The sequence below is a fragment of the Granulicatella sp. 20925_1_28 genome (assembly GCF_041433575.1).
Taxonomy (GTDB): Bacteria; Bacillota; Bacilli; order Lactobacillales; family Aerococcaceae; genus Granulicatella.
Genome location: NZ_JAPWBS010000004.1, coordinates 63,055 through 78,374, shown reverse-complemented (window position 1 = coordinate 78,374; position 15,320 = coordinate 63,055). Strand labels below are relative to the sequence as shown.

Sequence of the window (15,320 nt, the reverse complement as noted above, 5' to 3'; positions counted from 1 at the left end):
GAGGTCAATATGGAAATTAGTGAAATTAGAAATGCGCTTGAGGCCATGAACGAACAAATTATCAGTTATAGGAGGTCTCTTTGACTTAGATCGCTTAGAGGAAGATATCGCAGCCTATGAGCAAGAGATGTCTGAACCATCGTTTTGGGATGATAGCGAAAAAGCGAATCAAGTCATTCAAAAGAATAATGAATTAAAGGCTATCTATGATACGTTCCATAAAATGGAATTATCATTGGAAGAAACTAGTTTGTTATTTGAAATGTATAAAGAAGAGCCAGATGAAGAAGTGCATGCGGAAATCGTTGACGCAATAGAGGCCATTGAGAAGGACTTGCAACAGTACGAATTAAGCATGTTGCTGAACGGTCCACATGATAAGAACAGTGCGATTTTGGAAATCCATCCAGGTGCTGGTGGTACGGAATCGCAAGACTGGGGAAGCATGCTCCTACGTATGTATATGCGTTGGGCTGAAAAACATGGTTACCGTGTTGAAACAGTGGATTATCAAGACGGGGACGAAGCAGGGATTAAATCTGTAACCTTGTCGATTGAAGGGTTAAATGCTTACGGGTATTTACGCTCTGAAAAAGGCGTGCATCGTCTCGTTCGTATTTCTCCGTTTGATGCGGCTGGGAAACGTCATACATCATTCTGTTCAGTGGATGTTGTTCCGCAAATGGATGGAGATATTGATATTGAAATTAACCCAGATGACTTAAAAGTAGACGTTTACCGTGCAAGTGGTGCCGGTGGACAACATATTAATAAGACGTCTTCTGCGGTTCGTATTACGCATATTCCAACTGGAATCGTGACGCAGAGTCAGGCGCAACGTTCTCAATTTAAAAACAGAGACCAAGCGATGGCGATGTTGAAGGCGAAATTATTCCAATTAGAAGAAGAGAAGAAGGCAGCTGAATTGGCAGCTATCCGTGGTGAGCAAAAAGATATCGCCTGGGGTTCTCAAATTCGTAACTATGTGTTCCATCCATATTCAATGGTAAAAGATTTACGTTCTGGATATGAGACAGGAAATATTGGGGCAGTCATGGACGGAGACTTGGACCCGTTTATGGATGCGTACTTAAAATGGATGCTTGAGGGAACGAAAGCAACTGAAGAATAATAGGAAGAAGCACCTAGTATGAGCTAGGTGTTTTACTATTGTGAGTCAAATTGTTTTAAGTTCGTTTTAATTATCTGTATTATTATGGGATGAAACTTCCTAGTAGTACTTTTGCGCTTTGAAACTAACCCAAATAAGTATGAGCAATGAGATAGACACAGTGGTTTATTGACTTTCTTGAGGATGAGTAAATAATGCTGATATAGAGTAAAGCATTGTCTTACAGGGATGAATGAGTATACGAGAAGCAATGCCCACACCCAAATCCTTCGCACTGTGAAGGATTTCTCTCGTATCCTGAGTAGTTGAACTCGGAAAAGCAGAAACGGCGTCCACTTCCCGGAGTCGTCCGCAGAACGTTTCACGTTCTTTACGTCGCTCCGGTCCAGTGGTCCGTTTCTAACCGCTTTTCCTCGTATCCTTAATTTAATATTTCTGTAATCTTATGTGAAGGGGTTGTAATATTCGGGTGCTATAATAGGGAGGATTAAAATATCGAAGGATTAGAAAGCTGGTGAGTTTATGATTGAAATGATGAATGTAACTAAGAAATATAATAAAGGCATCACTGCTATTAATAATTTATCTATCCAAATTAAGGATGGAGAGTTCGTTTATGTAGTAGGGCCTTCTGGTGCAGGTAAATCAACTTTCATTAAAATGATGTATCGCGAAGAAAAAGTGACTAAAGGTAGAATTCGTGTAGGTAAATATGATTTGATGAAAATTAGAGATCGTCAAATTCCGTACTTACGCCGTTATGTAGGGGTTGTCTTCCAAGACTTTAAACTCTTACAACATAAAACTGTATACGAAAACGTGGCATATGCGATGGAGGTTATTGAAAAATCACCTCGTGAAATTAAACGCCGTGTAGAAGATGTTTTAGAGTTAGTAAACCTAAAACACCGTATGAGCAATTTCCCGAATGAATTGTCTGGTGGGGAACAACAACGTGTAGCGATTGCTCGTGCAATTGTGAATACACCTGGAATCCTGATTGCCGATGAGCCGACAGGGAACCTTGACCCAGAAACGTCAATGGAAATTATGGATATCCTTGAGCGTATCAACGAACAAGGAACAACAATCGTAATGGCAACACACAATAGCCAAATCGTTAACGAGAAAAAGCATCGTGTAATTGCGATTGAAAATGGTCAAATTGTACGTGACCAAGAACAGGGGGAATACGGATATGAAGATTAGAACTATGGGTCGTCATATACGTGACGCCTTCAAGAGTCTTTTCAGAAATGGATTGATGACATTTGGTGCTGTTTCTGCAGTATCAATGATCTTATTAATCGTAGGGGTGTTCGTATCACTTCTATTTAACGTGAATAAAATCGGTTCAGATATTGAAAATGACGTAAACGTACGTGTGTTTATTGATTTGGCAGCTGACCAAACAAAAACAGATGAATTAGAAGCAAAAATTAAAGCCTTAGATGGCGTTGAGTCTATCACTTTCCGTTCTAAAGACGAAGAGTTAGAAGACGTAACAAAGAACTTCGGGGAAGAGTTATCATTATTTAAAAATGATGCCAACCCACTTCGTAATGCATTCGACGTAAAAGCAGTGGAACCACAAAAAACAAGTGCTATTGCGAAACAAATCGAAGGAATGGACTATGTAGCGCGTGTTCGTTACGGGGAAGCTCGTGCGGATAACTTATTCCGTATTATTGCAACAGCACGTAATATTGGGGCAGTTGTGATTTTAGGACTATTAGCGTTAGCGATGTTCTTAATTTCAAACACTATTCGTGCAACAATCTATGCACGTAGAACAGAAATCGAAATCATGCGTCTGGTAGGGGCGACAAAAGCGTACATCCGTTGGCCATTCTTCTTAGAAGGCGGTATGATTGGATTAATCGGTTCAGTTATCCCAATCGGATTAGTATGGTCTGTATACCTATGGGTGTATAAAGGCGGTTCAGATTTCTTCTCTGGATCAAGCTTTAGCCTACTCGATCCAAATCCATTCTTGATTTATGTATCAGCCGGAATGGTTACCATCGGTGTTCTTATCGGTGCGTTTGGTTCAATTCTTTCAATGAGAAAGTTCTTGAAAAAATAGTTATAAATGACAGAAGGAGTGCAGTTGTGTGCTCCTTCTTTTTTTGTTGAAGAGCATATGCACAAAAGTTATAACGAGTTCTGAAAAACAGGTATAATCAAATAACGAGTTTCGTATTGACTCAGAATAGGGCCATCGTTTATAGTAATTTCATCAGATAAAACAATGCAATGAACAGATAAGTAAATAAAGAAGAACGTTAAAGAGAATCCGGTTGGTGGGAAAGGATACGGGGCAATTTATTGAAAATGGTCTGGGAGCAACAAAGGTGATGAAGCTTTTGCGATTTGTACTCGATAACGTACAAGGGTATCTTGCATTATGCAACGTACTTTTGGAACGGTAAACTGTGAGGTTTATCGGAATTAGAGTGGTAACGCGAAAACTTCGCCTCTAGTGTATAGAGGGAAGCTTTTTTTATGGCCCAAACCAAAGTGGACAGAGCAACCATCTGTTGGAAATTACGAAGCGCGCATGTGGTTTCCAAACAAAGAACAATCATTTAACCAAAAAGGGGACTTATAACATGAAATTTAATAAATTATTCAAAGCAACAACATTCGGACTTTTAGCAACAGCATTAGTAGCTTGTGGAAACAACACAGCAAAATCAGAAAGCACTACAGAAGCTGCAAAAGCAGAAGACAAAACAATTAAAGTAGTCGCTTCACCAGCACCTCACGCTGAAATCTTAGAAGCTGCTAAACCAATCTTAGAAAAAGAAGGGTACAAATTAGAAATCAACATCGTAAACGACTACGTAACACCAAACAACATCGTTTACGGAGGAGATGCGGATGCAAACTACTTCCAACACACTCCATATCTTGATAAATTCAACAAAGAACATAACCAAGATTTAGTTTCTGTAGGGAACGTTCATATCGAACCAATGGCAATTTACTCTAAGAAATATAAATCATTAAAAGAATTACCAGATAACGCAGTGGTATATGCATCAACAAACCCTGCTGAAGTAGGTCGTTTCTTAAGCTTCTTCACAAAAGCTGGATTAATTAAATTAAAAGATGGCGTGAACCCTGTAACTGCTGGATTAAGCGACATTGCTGAAAATCCAAAGAACATCCAAATCAAAACAGAAATCGCACCTGAATTATTAGTATCAACATACGAAAACAATGAAGGCGATGCAGTGATCATCAACTCAAACTTCGCAATCGATGCTAAACTTTCACCAGTGAAAGATTCAATTGCTTTAGAAGACGAAAGCTCACCATACGCTAACTTAGTCGCTGTAAAACCTGCTGATAAAGATAAAGCAAAAATTCAAGCTTTAATCAAAGCGTTACAAAGTGATGAAATCCGTAAATTCATCAACGAAAAATATACAGATGGTTCTGTAATTCCTGCGAAATAATAAAAATAATTAGAAAACAAGAGGAGTGGAAAGATACAAAGCCAAAAGCCTTGTACTTTTCGCTCCCTTTTGACCATTAAGGAGTGAAACAATGATTCGAGTAGAGAACGTGTCCAAAACATATACTGGGAAACAAGGCACGGTTGAAGCTGTAAAAGATGTCTCGTTGGAGATTAGTAGAGGCGAAATTTTTGGAGTGATTGGTTTTTCAGGCGCGGGTAAAAGTACATTAATCCGTTTGTTAAATGGACTTGAGACGGTTACAAGTGGCCATATTTATATTAATGAAAAAGACATTACAACCTTAAAACGCAAAGAGTTGTTAAAAGAGCGTCAAAAAATCGCGATGATTTTCCAACATTTCAATCTTTTATGGTCGAGAACAGTCGAAGAAAACATTGCTTTTTCACTTGAAATTGCAGGCGTTCCAAAAGCCGAGCGTAAAGCTAAGGTAGCCGAATTAATCGATTTAGTTGGACTAACCGGACGTGAAAAATCTTATCCATCACAACTTTCTGGGGGACAAAAGCAAAGAGTAGGGATTGCCCGTGCGTTAGCTAACGATCCAGAAGTCCTTTTATGTGACGAAGCTACGAGTGCACTTGACCCTAAGACAACAAAAGATATCTTAAAATTATTAGTAGAAATCAACCAAGAACTAGGGTTAACGATTGTGTTAATTACGCATGAAATGCATGTCGTTCGTCAAATTTGCCACCGTGTTGCCGTGATGGAAGAAGGACGAGTAGTGGAAAGTGGGGAAGTGATTGAAGTCTTCAAAAATCCACAACAACCAATTACAAAACAATTCGTGGGAGAAGAACGTGTGGATGATGAAATCGATGAGGTATTCCATCATCTTTCAACGTCCCTTCGCCCAGGTGTAGCAGTTCGTATTCAGTATTTAGGCGACCGTACAGGAGACGCCGTATTATCTGAAGCGATTCGTAAACTCGATGCAACAGTATCGATTTTACAAGCGAAGGTAAATATTACGCAAAAAGGGATATTAGGAAGCATGATTATTTTGATTGAGGAAGAATCTTCAAAAGCAGAAGAGGTCATCGAATATCTTAAACAAGCAGAAATTATCGTGGAGGTGTTAGAGCATGTTTAATCTATTTTTAGCATCAGCAAGCCTAGATGAACTTTTCAGAGAAATGTTTTCGTTCGAGAATGTTGTATGGCCTGATGTCATTAAAGCTATTAATGAAACTCTCTATATGACCTTCATTCCAACGTTCTATGTATTTGTCATCGGATTAATTTTAGGACTCCTTCTTTTCTTAACAGGAAAAGGTCGCAGTCTTGAAAATACATGGGTTCATCTTATTTTAGGTGGAATCATTAATATTTTCCGTGCGATTCCATTTATCATTTTACTGACTCTATTAATGCCTTTTACAAAAGCCATCATGTCAACGATTGTGGGTCCTAAAGGGGCAATCCCAACATTGATCATCAGTGCAGCGCCATTTTATGCGCGTTTAGTGGATATCGCGTTAAATGAAATCCCGTCAGGAGTCATCGAGGCGGCAGAATCAATGGGGGCAAATACCCGCCAAATCATTACAAAAGTGCTGATTCCAGAATCACTTCCAGCACTTGTATCAGGGATTACCGTAACGGCAATCGCGTTAATCGGTTCTACAGCAGTAGCTGGTGTTATCGGTGCAGGCGGATTAGGTAACTTAGCTTACCTCATTGGTTATACACGAAACAAAGTAGATATCATCTTTGTCGCTACAGTAGCCATCCTTATTTTGGTATTTATTATCCAAATTATTGGAGACCGTGCGACTAAAGCTATTGACAAGCGATAGGATGTGAGACATCGCGCTCAGAAATGGAACGTTGGACTCGAACGCCGGAAGAAACGTGAAACGTTCTGCGGACGTTTGAGGAAACGCACGCCATTTCTGCGATGGCGAGCTCAACTACAAGGATGTGAGGCAGAAAGACAGAAGCTAAGAATGAGTTCACGGTGTGAAGTCATTCTGCTTCGTCGTTATTCTCCCTTTATCTTCCATATTAAATGATGTAAAATAGCAATAGACTTCACTGTCTATTGCTTATTTTATTGGAGTGTGATTAGATGTCAGGATTAACCGTAAGACTTTATGAAGAGTATTTAGCAGGTGTCTATAATAATCGAAAAACTGACCAAGGGCTCTTTATTAAATTAGTCGAAGAAATTGGAGAAGTGGCAGAGCAAATTAGTATTCGTGACGGTAGAAAAGATGGGAATACTGAGGAAGTACAAGCTGAACTTGCAAAAGAACTAGCAGATGTCATCCATTATACGATTGCGATTGCCGCTGTAAACGGCATTGATTTAGAAAAAGTCATCTTGGAAAAAGACCTCAGTGCCGCTATTAAATATAACCATACAACGAACTTAGTAGAGTTTCTTCAAAAGACAGCAAAATACGACTAGTTTACAGCAAGAAAACACTTGCTTTCCACCTTTGTTTAGAGTACGATAGGACATGGAAAAGTAAGTGAAATGATGGGTACAGAAAGTTCTGATTGCTGAGAAAGAACCCCCGCTCTTTAACTGAACCTACCAAATAGGTGATTATGAAAATAATCCGGTGAAATCATCGTTATCAATGTTAAAGAGACATTTACAACGTAAGTGTAATTAAGGTGGTACCGCGAGTCATTCGTCCTTTTTAGGGGAGTGGCTTTTTTTATTTCACAAAAAACGAAAAAGGAGTCAAGCAGATGACAGAAAAAACAAACTTACAAAGAGAAGATTTTTCTAAATGGTATATTCAAACCATTCAAAAAGCAGATTTAATGGACTATTCACCAGTGCGTGGATGTATGATTTTCAAACCAGATGGATATGAAATTTGGGAACATATTCAAGAGGAGTTCAACCGTCGTTTTAAAGAAGAAGGCATTCGTAATGCGTACTTCCCAATGTTAATTCCAGAAAGTTTCTTCACAAAAGAAGCAGACCATATTGAAGGATTCGCTCCTGAATTACCATGGGTGACAGAAGCAGCTGGTGAAAAATTAGAAGAACGTTTAGCGCTTCGTCCAACAAGTGAAACAATGATTGGAACAGCTTTTTCAAATTGGATCAATTCATACCGTGATCTTCCATATGAAATCAACCAATGGGCAAACGTATTCCGTTGGGAAAAGAAAACTTTACCATTCTTACGTACTTCAGAATTCTTATGGCAAGAAGGACATACAGCACATGCAGATGAAGAAGATGCACGTCGCCGTACAATGAGAATGTTAGATATCTACAAAGAAGTTGTAGAAGGCGTATTAGCAGTGCCAGTTTATGAAGGACAAAAAACTCCTTCAGAACGTTTCGCAGGCGCGGTAGATACTTACTCAATCGAAGCGATGATGAAAGACGGGAAAGCCGTTCAAGCGGGAACTTCTCACTACATGGGAACAAAATTCGCGGAAGCCTTCGACATTAAATATTTAACAAAAGAAAATGAGCACGTATACGCTCATACAACTTCTTGGGGAGTATCGACTCGTTTAATCGGTTCATTAATCATGACTCACGGTGATGAACAAGGATTAGTATTACCTCCAAAAGTAGCTCCAACACAAGTAGTCTTAATTCCAGTTGGACCATGGAAGAAAAATCCAGCTATCTTAGAAAAATTAGAAGAGCTTCAAAAAGAATTGAAAGCTGCTGGATTACGCGTGAAGATTGACGACACTGACAACTCACCAGGATTCAAATTCAATGAGTGGGAATTACGTGGTGTTCCAATGCGTATCGAATGCGGACCTCGCGATTTAGAAAACAATCAAGTGATGACAAAAATGCGTGACTTAGATGAAAAAGTAGCAGTAGGATTCGATGGATTAGTAGATAGAATCATAGCAGAATTAGATACAATGCAAGGCCGTCTGTTAGAAACAGCTCGTGCGATGCGCGCTTCTAACGAATATACAAACATTGATTCTTTAGATGAGTTGAAAGCTCATATCGAAGCAAAACGCGAAGCTGGCGAAGTACCTGGTTGGGTATTAGTTGGTTGGGATGGAACAGAAGAAAGTGAAGCGAAAATCAAAGAAGAAACAGGCTTCACAACTCGTAACATTCCATTTAACGCTCCAGTGAAAAAAGAAAAATGTATCGTAACAGGTAAACCAGCCACTCATACGGTTTGGATTGCTCGTGCATATTAATCGATTAGGAACTAGTTGGTAGGAGGACAAGATTATGAAAATCAATAAGGCCATTCAAGAGTTTGTAGATAGTGCGATTGATTCAGGGTATGCTTCAAAAGAAGATCGTTACTATTTATTAAATCGTGTGCTTTATTTAGTGGGAGAAGAATCTTTTGAAAGTTCGAAAGAGGTGGAGCAACCTTCTTTACTAGAGGCAATGGCAAACTTAGTAGAAGCTGCCGTTGAAAGTGGGAAGATTGCAAACGACTCTGAAGAACGCGACTGGCTTGAACAAGAGTTAATGAACCTTGTGATTCCAAAACCTTCAGATTTGAACCGTCTATTCTGGGAGAAATACGAAGAAGGTCCAAAAGTTGCGACCGATGCTTTTTATAAAATGGCGCTCGATTTAAACTTAATTAAGGTAAATGATATCGCTAAAAATATTTCCTTTAATGGAGAAACCGAGTATGGCGATTTAGAAATCACGATTAACTTATCCAAACCAGAAAAAACAAAAGAAGAAATCATCAAAGCAGCGCAGTCGAAGGATTTCAATTATCCTGCCAATCGCCTATGCTTTGAAAACGTAGGCTACCATGGTCGTATCAACTGGCCAGGTCGTGCGAACCACCGTATCGTCGGAATGGAACTGGATGGAGAGAGTTGGGGTTATCACTATTCTCCATATGCTTATTATTCAGAGCATGCAATCTTCTTGTCTGAAAACTTAGAACCAATGAAAGTGGACGAGGGTGCTTTTAGCCGCCTCCTTGAAATCGTGACACAATTCCCTCATTATTTTGTAGGGTCAAACGCAGGGCTTCCAATTGTTGGTGGGTCAATTTTAAGTCATAACCACTATCAAGGAGGACGTTACGAATTCCCGATGAACCGTGCTAAAGTTTTAGAAACAGGTATTTCTAAGAAGTTTGACACCGTTGAAATCGAACGTCTTTACTGGCCACTTTCTGCGCTTCGTCTTCGCGGGAATAACCGTGAGGAAGTATTTGAAGTGGCAGTTGATATCTTAAAAGCATGGGAAAACTACGAAAACAAAGATCTTGAAATCTTACGTGAATCAAATGGGGAACCGCATAATGCGATTACTCCAATCGTGCGCCGTCAAGGAGATGCGTATGAATTTGATTTAGTGTTACGTAACAACCGTACAACACCGGAGTTTCCTGACGGAATTTTCCACCCACATGCGGATGTACAACATATTAAGAAAGAAAATATCGGTTTAATTGAAGTAATGGGGCTTGCGATTTTACCGCCACGTCTTGAACGTGAACTTAGCGAAGTGAGAGACTATCTCGTTGGAGAAGGAAGTCTTGAAGCTGTTGCAGAAATTCACCAAGAATGGGCGAAAGAATTAAAAGCACAAGCACCAACCAAAGAAACTGTAGACGCATTTTTACAAAAAGCGGTTAGTGCAAAATTCTGCCACGTGTTAGAATATGCAGGCGTCTTTAAACAAACAAAAGAAGGCCAAGAAGCATTCAGCGCCTTCATGCATGAATTTACGAAATAGTTAGAAAGGAAGTGCCGTATGACAATCCTCGCACTAGATACATCGAATAAGACATTATCGGTCGCTGTAGAACTGACAGACGGTACCATTATTGAACAAACGATTGAGAACACGTTGCAACATAGTGTTCTCCTTGTGCCAACCATCGAAGCCGTTTTTAAAGAAGCTGGCATTACAGCAAAAGACTTAACAAAGATTGTTGTTGCTGAAGGCCCTGGTTCTTATACAGGACTTCGAATTGGCGTAACCGTTGCAAAAACACTTGCGAAGAGTCTGGAGATTCCACTTGTTGGCGTCTCCAGTCTCGACGTCTTTTTACCGACCCTTGTTTTGAAAGTGGAAGTGGGTGAAGTCGTTGTGCCGTTTTTTGATGCTAGACGCGGAAATATTTTCGCAGTAGGTTACAAAAAGACTGACGAAGGCTTTGAAAAGGTGATCGCGGAACAACATATTTCATGGGATGATTTCTTGAAAGTGTTGCCGGAACATGCAGCGGGAGTGACTTTTGTAGGACAATTACAGTCGATTACAAAAGAAGCAATCGTAGAAAAAGGAGCGAGTGAGGCGAACTGGCTTGAAGGGCCTGACGTGATTCCTCACGCAACATCGCTTATCGAATTAGGAAGAAATAAGGAAGCTGTTGACGCGGACGTATTCGTCCCAATGTACTTGAAACTGGCAGAAGCAGAAGAAAATTGGCAAGCTGAGCATCCTTTAGAAAAGGGGTCAGTGTATGTGGAACGAGTTTAAAGAACGCTTCATGCAGTGGTTTGAAAAAATCAAAGCGCTGTTTTTAGAAGAAGCGCAACAGATGGATCCGATTCGCGACCAGTTTGAGAACTTTGAAAAAAGAGTGATTCTTGGAAACGGGGCGCAGGCCAAAATCAGAATCGGTCTTCCAGAAGATGCCACTCGTATTTTTGAAATGGAAAAAGCAGCCTATGACGGAGAGTCTCCATGGGCAAAGAATGTTCTTGAAAAAGACGTCGCACATAATCCAGCTGCCATTTATATCGTGCTGGAAGTGGAAGAGGAAATCGTTGGTTTCATCGGAGCGAGAACGACAGTGGGAACAGATTTACATATTACCAATGTAGCTGTACTTCACGATTATCGCTTCTTGAATGTCGCAACTTTATTATTGAAAGCATTAGAAAAAATCGCCCGAGCGCTAGACAAGAAAGAAATTACGCTCGAAGCCCGCGTGTCGAATACAAAAGCCATTAAGCTCTATCGCAAAAATGGATACGAAGTTGTTGGTACAAAGGAAAATTACTACACTCCTGAAAATGAAGATGCCGTGGAAATGCTCTATGCATTACCGCCAAAAACACCGTCTTCATTCCATTCGTCAGAGTATTCATTTACCAGATTACATCCAGCTGATTTAGCGATGGCAGAGGCGTTAGTGGCGTTAGTGCAAGAAAATTACGAGCATCCAAATAATTGGAGTGCCGAGAGTTTCCTTGCCGATTTAGAAAATCCAACAAACACGTATTACGGAGTATGGATGCAACGCCAACTAGTCGGATTCCTTGGAATCCAAAGCGTACTGGACGAAGCAACAATTACGAATGTCGTGATTGCAAAAGACTATCAAGGTAAAGGTCTCGCGCAACGTTTATGGCAAATGGCCTTATACGATTTGAAGCAAAAAGACGTGAAAGTTGTTTTCCTAGAAGTACGTGAAAGCAACAAGCGTGCTCAATATTTATATGAAATTCTTGGGTTCGAAGCCTTCCATACGAGAAGCGATTATTACAGTGACCCAGTTGAAGATGCGATTGAATATCGCTTAGAAATAGAACAAAGATAGGAGGAGCAATATGAAAGAAACATTGATTCTAGCAATTGAAAGTAGTTGTGATGAGACAAGTGCAGCCGTGATTCAAAACGGGAACACCATCCTTTCAAATATTGTAGCCTCTCAAATTAAAAGTCATATGCGTTTTGGTGGAGTTGTGCCAGAGATTGCCAGCCGGCATCACGTCGAACAGATTACACAAGTCATTGACGAAGCTCTTGCAAAAGCAGGAAAGACGTTGGATGACATGGATGCCATCGCGGTGACGTATGGTCCTGGTCTTGTAGGAGCCCTTCTCATTGGGATTTCGGCAGCAAAGGCTTTAGCTTTAGCGAGTGGAAAACCACTGATAGCAGTGAACCATATGGCAGGACACATTTACGCCAACCAACTCGTGGAACCTTTGCAATTTCCACTAATGGCGCTTGTAGTAAGTGGTGGACATACGGAACTTGTGTATATGCCAGAAGATGGCGAGTTCCAAATTATCGGAGAAACAAGAGATGATGCTGCAGGGGAAGCGTACGATAAGATTGGTCGTATTCTGAACTTGCCATATCCTGGTGGAAAGAAAATGGACGAACTAGCTCATCTAGGAACGGACACTTATGACTTCCCACGTGCGATGATTCATGAAGACCATTTTGATTTCAGTTTTAGTGGATTGAAATCGGCGGTCATCAATCGTGTGCATAACGCCAAACAAAAAGGCGAAGAGATTGTCCCTGAAGATTTAGCCGCAAGTTTCCAAGCCAGTGTCGTAGAAGTACTTGTCGAAAAAACAAGACGTGCGCTTGAAGCGTATCCTGTAAAACAATTCGTGTTAGCAGGAGGAGTGGCAGCTAATAAGGGGCTTCGTACAGCGATGACGCAGATGATGGAAGAACACTACCCAGCAGTCACATTTTCCATCCCGCCATTATCACTTTGCGGGGATAATGCGGCGATGATTGGTGCAGCAGCCTATACAAAATACATGCAAAAAGACTTTGCAAACATGGATTTAAACGCAATTCCCGGACTTGAATTAGGGGATGAATAAAACTATTGCAAATTCAATTTGAGCATGTTATTATATTCGTGTTGCATTATGCATGCGAAAATAAATAACTCTGGATTAGCAAATAATTCAGGGCAGGAGGAATAGAAATGAAACAAGGAATTCACCCAGAATATCGTCCAGTAGTTTTCATGGATACAACTACAGGATTCAAATTCTTATCAGGTTCAACAAAGACTTCAAGTGAAACAGTTGTATGGGAAGACGGAAACGAATACCCATTACTACGTGTGGAAATCACTTCTGATTCTCACCCATTCTACACAGGTCGTCAAAAATTCACTCAAGCAGACGGACGTGTGGATCGTTTCAACAAAAAATACGGTCTCAAATAAGAACTTTACAAACTCTCTCACTTCGAGAGAGTTTTTTTGTGCGTAAAATTCAGTAATAACCGCCAAGGGCGGCGATTATGGTATTAGCAGGGATGGTGCTAGAAAGAGAATTCTTTTTATCAGCCATTGTTTATTGAAACAAAATAGCGGGATACCGGAGAAAGCCTTAGAGTCTTTCTCCTTCGAAGCCTCAAACAAGCCGTAATGGATAGAATCCATAACGGTTTTTAATTCGCATTCGATATGATTCCCCGCTATGGTTTCAATAAATGTCTGATAAGAAAATTCTCTTTTAATGTTTTTGTGCAATACCATAATCACCTTCTTGGCATAAAACTCTACTCGAGGAGAGAGTTTGAAAGTTCTATTCTCGACTAGGGGCAAGGGAGAAGAGAGGGTGTTTGTGCGTTTCATAAAGAACGAGAATTCTTATTATCAGCCATTGTTTATTGAAACGAAATAGCGGGATACCGGAGAAAGCCTTATAGTCTTTCTCCTTCGAAGCCTCAAACAAGCCGTAATGGATAAATCCATAACGGCTTTTAATTCGCATTCGCTATGATTCCCCGCTATGGTTTCAATAAATGTCTGATAAGCGAATTCTCTTTTTAATGTTTTTGTGCAATACCATAATCGCCTTCTTGGCATAAAACTCTACTCAAGGGAGAGTTTATAAAATTCTATTCTCGACAAAGGGCAAGGGAGAAGGGATGAAGTTCGTGCGGTTCATATGGGGAGTTGATGTAACAATTATGTTACGTAACAAAAATGTTACATTATGGAGTGAGAGTGGAAATTAACAAATATGTTAATTTGGGGCATAAAAAAACAGCCTTGCGAGAAGCAAAGCTGTTTGAAATGTTATTTATATGTGTCTTCAAGTTTTGCCATGAATGCGCCAAGCCATGTACCGAATCCTAACATCACAACGCAAGCAAGGTATTGAACGATGTCAAATCCAGCGTAGTTTGTTGGGATGATCATTACAGTTGAAGCAAGCACGATTCCGAAAATGAAGTGGAATAATTGTGGGTAAGCTTTCTTGAAAATGTGGTGTACAAGTTTTGAGAAGAGGGCTAATGTTACTAGTCCACCTAATGCGATTGGAAGAATCACGCTCATGTCTAATGTTTTGAAACCATCTGACATTTGTTTGTACATCCCCATGTATACGATGAAGTTTGATGGGCTAAGTCCAGGAACGATAATTCCTAAAGCGATTAATCCACCAGCAATCATCCAAGTGAAGAAGTTGGCTTCTACGCTACCGCCGATTGCATTTTCACCTAAGTAAAGAAGTACGCATCCACCAATAAATGAAGCGAGTAGAATGATAATATCGCGTGTTGAGCGACCTTCTTTTCCAGCTTCTTTCCAAAGAGCAGGGATTGTTCCGACGATACATCCGATGAAGAACCAAAGAATGATTGTTTCAAAGTTACCAAGTAAGTAACTTACGCCGAATGATAGAACTACGATACCTGCAAGAGCACCGATTCCGACTGGTAAGAAGAATAATACGTTCTTCTTGAAGTCTTTTGTGACGTTTGCTAGGAAAGCAATCATGCGTTCATAAAGTCCAAAGATAGCAGCAAGTGCTCCGCCGCTGACACCTGGTAGGATAAATCCTGATCCGATGAACATTCCTTTAATGAATCGTAAGAACCAGTCATTTTTCCTTTGTTTATCTAATTGATGTTGTGTTGATCGTTGTTCCATAGTACCTCCTATAAATGTTCTGTCTTCTATTATACTGTAATTTGAAGGATGAGCAAGTAATGTTAAGTCTCTTAAGGAAAACTTTCCATTCATTGCGTGTTAAACGCTTTT

General features: G+C 40.1%; 14 protein-coding genes and 2 other annotated features. Of the genes, 13 read left to right on the top strand and 1 reads right to left on the bottom strand.

What is annotated here, in order from left to right; genetic code table 11:
- The first annotated feature begins 9 nt into the window (after positions 1-9).
- From prfB to O3793_RS03515, 13 genes are all read left to right on the top strand, one after another.
- Positions 10-1,132, top strand: a protein-coding gene (prfB, locus tag O3793_RS03575; protein WP_371445710.1) for a peptide chain release factor 2 whose coding sequence is annotated in 2 segments (ribosomal slippage) — positions 10-81 and positions 83-1,132 — 1,122 coding nt in all. Because the reading frame shifts where the segments join, the coding sequence is not laid out codon by codon here.
- 522 nt (positions 1,133-1,654) lie between these two features.
- The gene (ftsE, locus tag O3793_RS03570; RefSeq protein ID WP_371445708.1) at positions 1,655-2,341 is read left to right on the top strand and encodes a cell division ATP-binding protein FtsE; all 687 of its coding nucleotides are present in this window, start codon (positions 1,655-1,657) and stop codon (positions 2,339-2,341) included.
- Positions 2,331-3,218 carry a permease-like cell division protein FtsX gene (gene ftsX / locus O3793_RS03565; RefSeq protein WP_371445706.1) on the top strand — a complete coding sequence of 296 codons (888 nt, stop codon included), beginning with the start codon at positions 2,331-2,333 and terminating at the stop codon, positions 3,216-3,218. The genes ftsE and ftsX overlap by 11 nt, the downstream gene beginning before the upstream one ends.
- Before the next feature lie 161 nt (positions 3,219-3,379).
- Positions 3,380-3,616: a binding site (T-box leader), on the top strand.
- A 128-nt stretch (positions 3,617-3,744) separates the two neighbouring features.
- Positions 3,745-4,596, top strand: a complete 852-nt coding sequence (locus tag O3793_RS03560) for a MetQ/NlpA family ABC transporter substrate-binding protein (RefSeq protein ID WP_371445704.1) — start codon at positions 3,745-3,747, stop codon at positions 4,594-4,596.
- A gap of 91 nt (positions 4,597-4,687) precedes the next feature.
- Positions 4,688-5,713, top strand: coding sequence for a methionine ABC transporter ATP-binding protein (locus O3793_RS03555; protein WP_048709653.1), 1,026 nt, complete (start codon positions 4,688-4,690; stop codon positions 5,711-5,713).
- The gene (locus tag O3793_RS03550) at positions 5,706-6,419 is read left to right on the top strand and encodes a methionine ABC transporter permease (protein ID WP_048709659.1); all 714 of its coding nucleotides are present in this window, start codon (positions 5,706-5,708) and stop codon (positions 6,417-6,419) included. Before O3793_RS03555 ends, O3793_RS03550 begins: the two co-directional genes overlap by 8 nt.
- 272 nt (positions 6,420-6,691) lie before the next feature.
- The gene (locus tag O3793_RS03545; RefSeq protein ID WP_371445702.1) at positions 6,692-7,033 is read left to right on the top strand and encodes a MazG nucleotide pyrophosphohydrolase domain-containing protein; all 342 of its coding nucleotides are present in this window, start codon (positions 6,692-6,694) and stop codon (positions 7,031-7,033) included.
- Between the two features lie 36 nt (positions 7,034-7,069).
- Positions 7,070-7,273 (top strand) — a binding site (T-box leader).
- Positions 7,274-7,323: 50 nt separating this feature from the next.
- The gene (gene proS / locus O3793_RS03540) at positions 7,324-8,772 is read left to right on the top strand and encodes a proline--tRNA ligase (protein ID WP_371445700.1); all 1,449 of its coding nucleotides are present in this window, start codon (positions 7,324-7,326) and stop codon (positions 8,770-8,772) included.
- A 34-nt stretch (positions 8,773-8,806) separates the two neighbouring features.
- Complete coding sequence (locus O3793_RS03535; protein ID WP_371445699.1) at positions 8,807-10,291, top strand: UDP-glucose--hexose-1-phosphate uridylyltransferase; 1,485 nt, start codon at positions 8,807-8,809, stop codon at positions 10,289-10,291.
- A gap of 18 nt (positions 10,292-10,309) precedes the next feature.
- On the top strand, positions 10,310-11,041 hold the full coding sequence (gene tsaB / locus O3793_RS03530) for a tRNA (adenosine(37)-N6)-threonylcarbamoyltransferase complex dimerization subunit type 1 TsaB (protein ID WP_371445697.1): 732 nt from the start codon (positions 10,310-10,312) through the stop codon (positions 11,039-11,041).
- Positions 11,025-12,107 carry a ribosomal protein S18-alanine N-acetyltransferase gene (gene rimI, locus O3793_RS03525; RefSeq protein ID WP_371445695.1) on the top strand — a complete coding sequence of 361 codons (1,083 nt, stop codon included), beginning with the start codon at positions 11,025-11,027 and terminating at the stop codon, positions 12,105-12,107. Before tsaB ends, rimI begins: the two co-directional genes overlap by 17 nt.
- Before the next feature lie 10 nt (positions 12,108-12,117).
- On the top strand, positions 12,118-13,137 hold the full coding sequence (gene tsaD / locus O3793_RS03520) for a tRNA (adenosine(37)-N6)-threonylcarbamoyltransferase complex transferase subunit TsaD (protein ID WP_048713519.1): 1,020 nt from the start codon (positions 12,118-12,120) through the stop codon (positions 13,135-13,137).
- Positions 13,138-13,244: 107 nt separating this feature from the next.
- The gene (locus O3793_RS03515; RefSeq protein ID WP_048713517.1) at positions 13,245-13,490 is read left to right on the top strand and encodes a type B 50S ribosomal protein L31; all 246 of its coding nucleotides are present in this window, start codon (positions 13,245-13,247) and stop codon (positions 13,488-13,490) included.
- An 861-nt stretch (positions 13,491-14,351) separates the two neighbouring features.
- Here the strand turns inward: O3793_RS03515 and O3793_RS03510 are convergent.
- Positions 14,352-15,209 carry a DUF368 domain-containing protein gene (locus O3793_RS03510; RefSeq protein ID WP_371445694.1) on the bottom strand — a complete coding sequence of 286 codons (858 nt, stop codon included), beginning with the start codon at positions 15,207-15,209 and terminating at the stop codon, positions 14,352-14,354.
- Between the last annotated feature and the right edge of the window lie 111 nt (positions 15,210-15,320).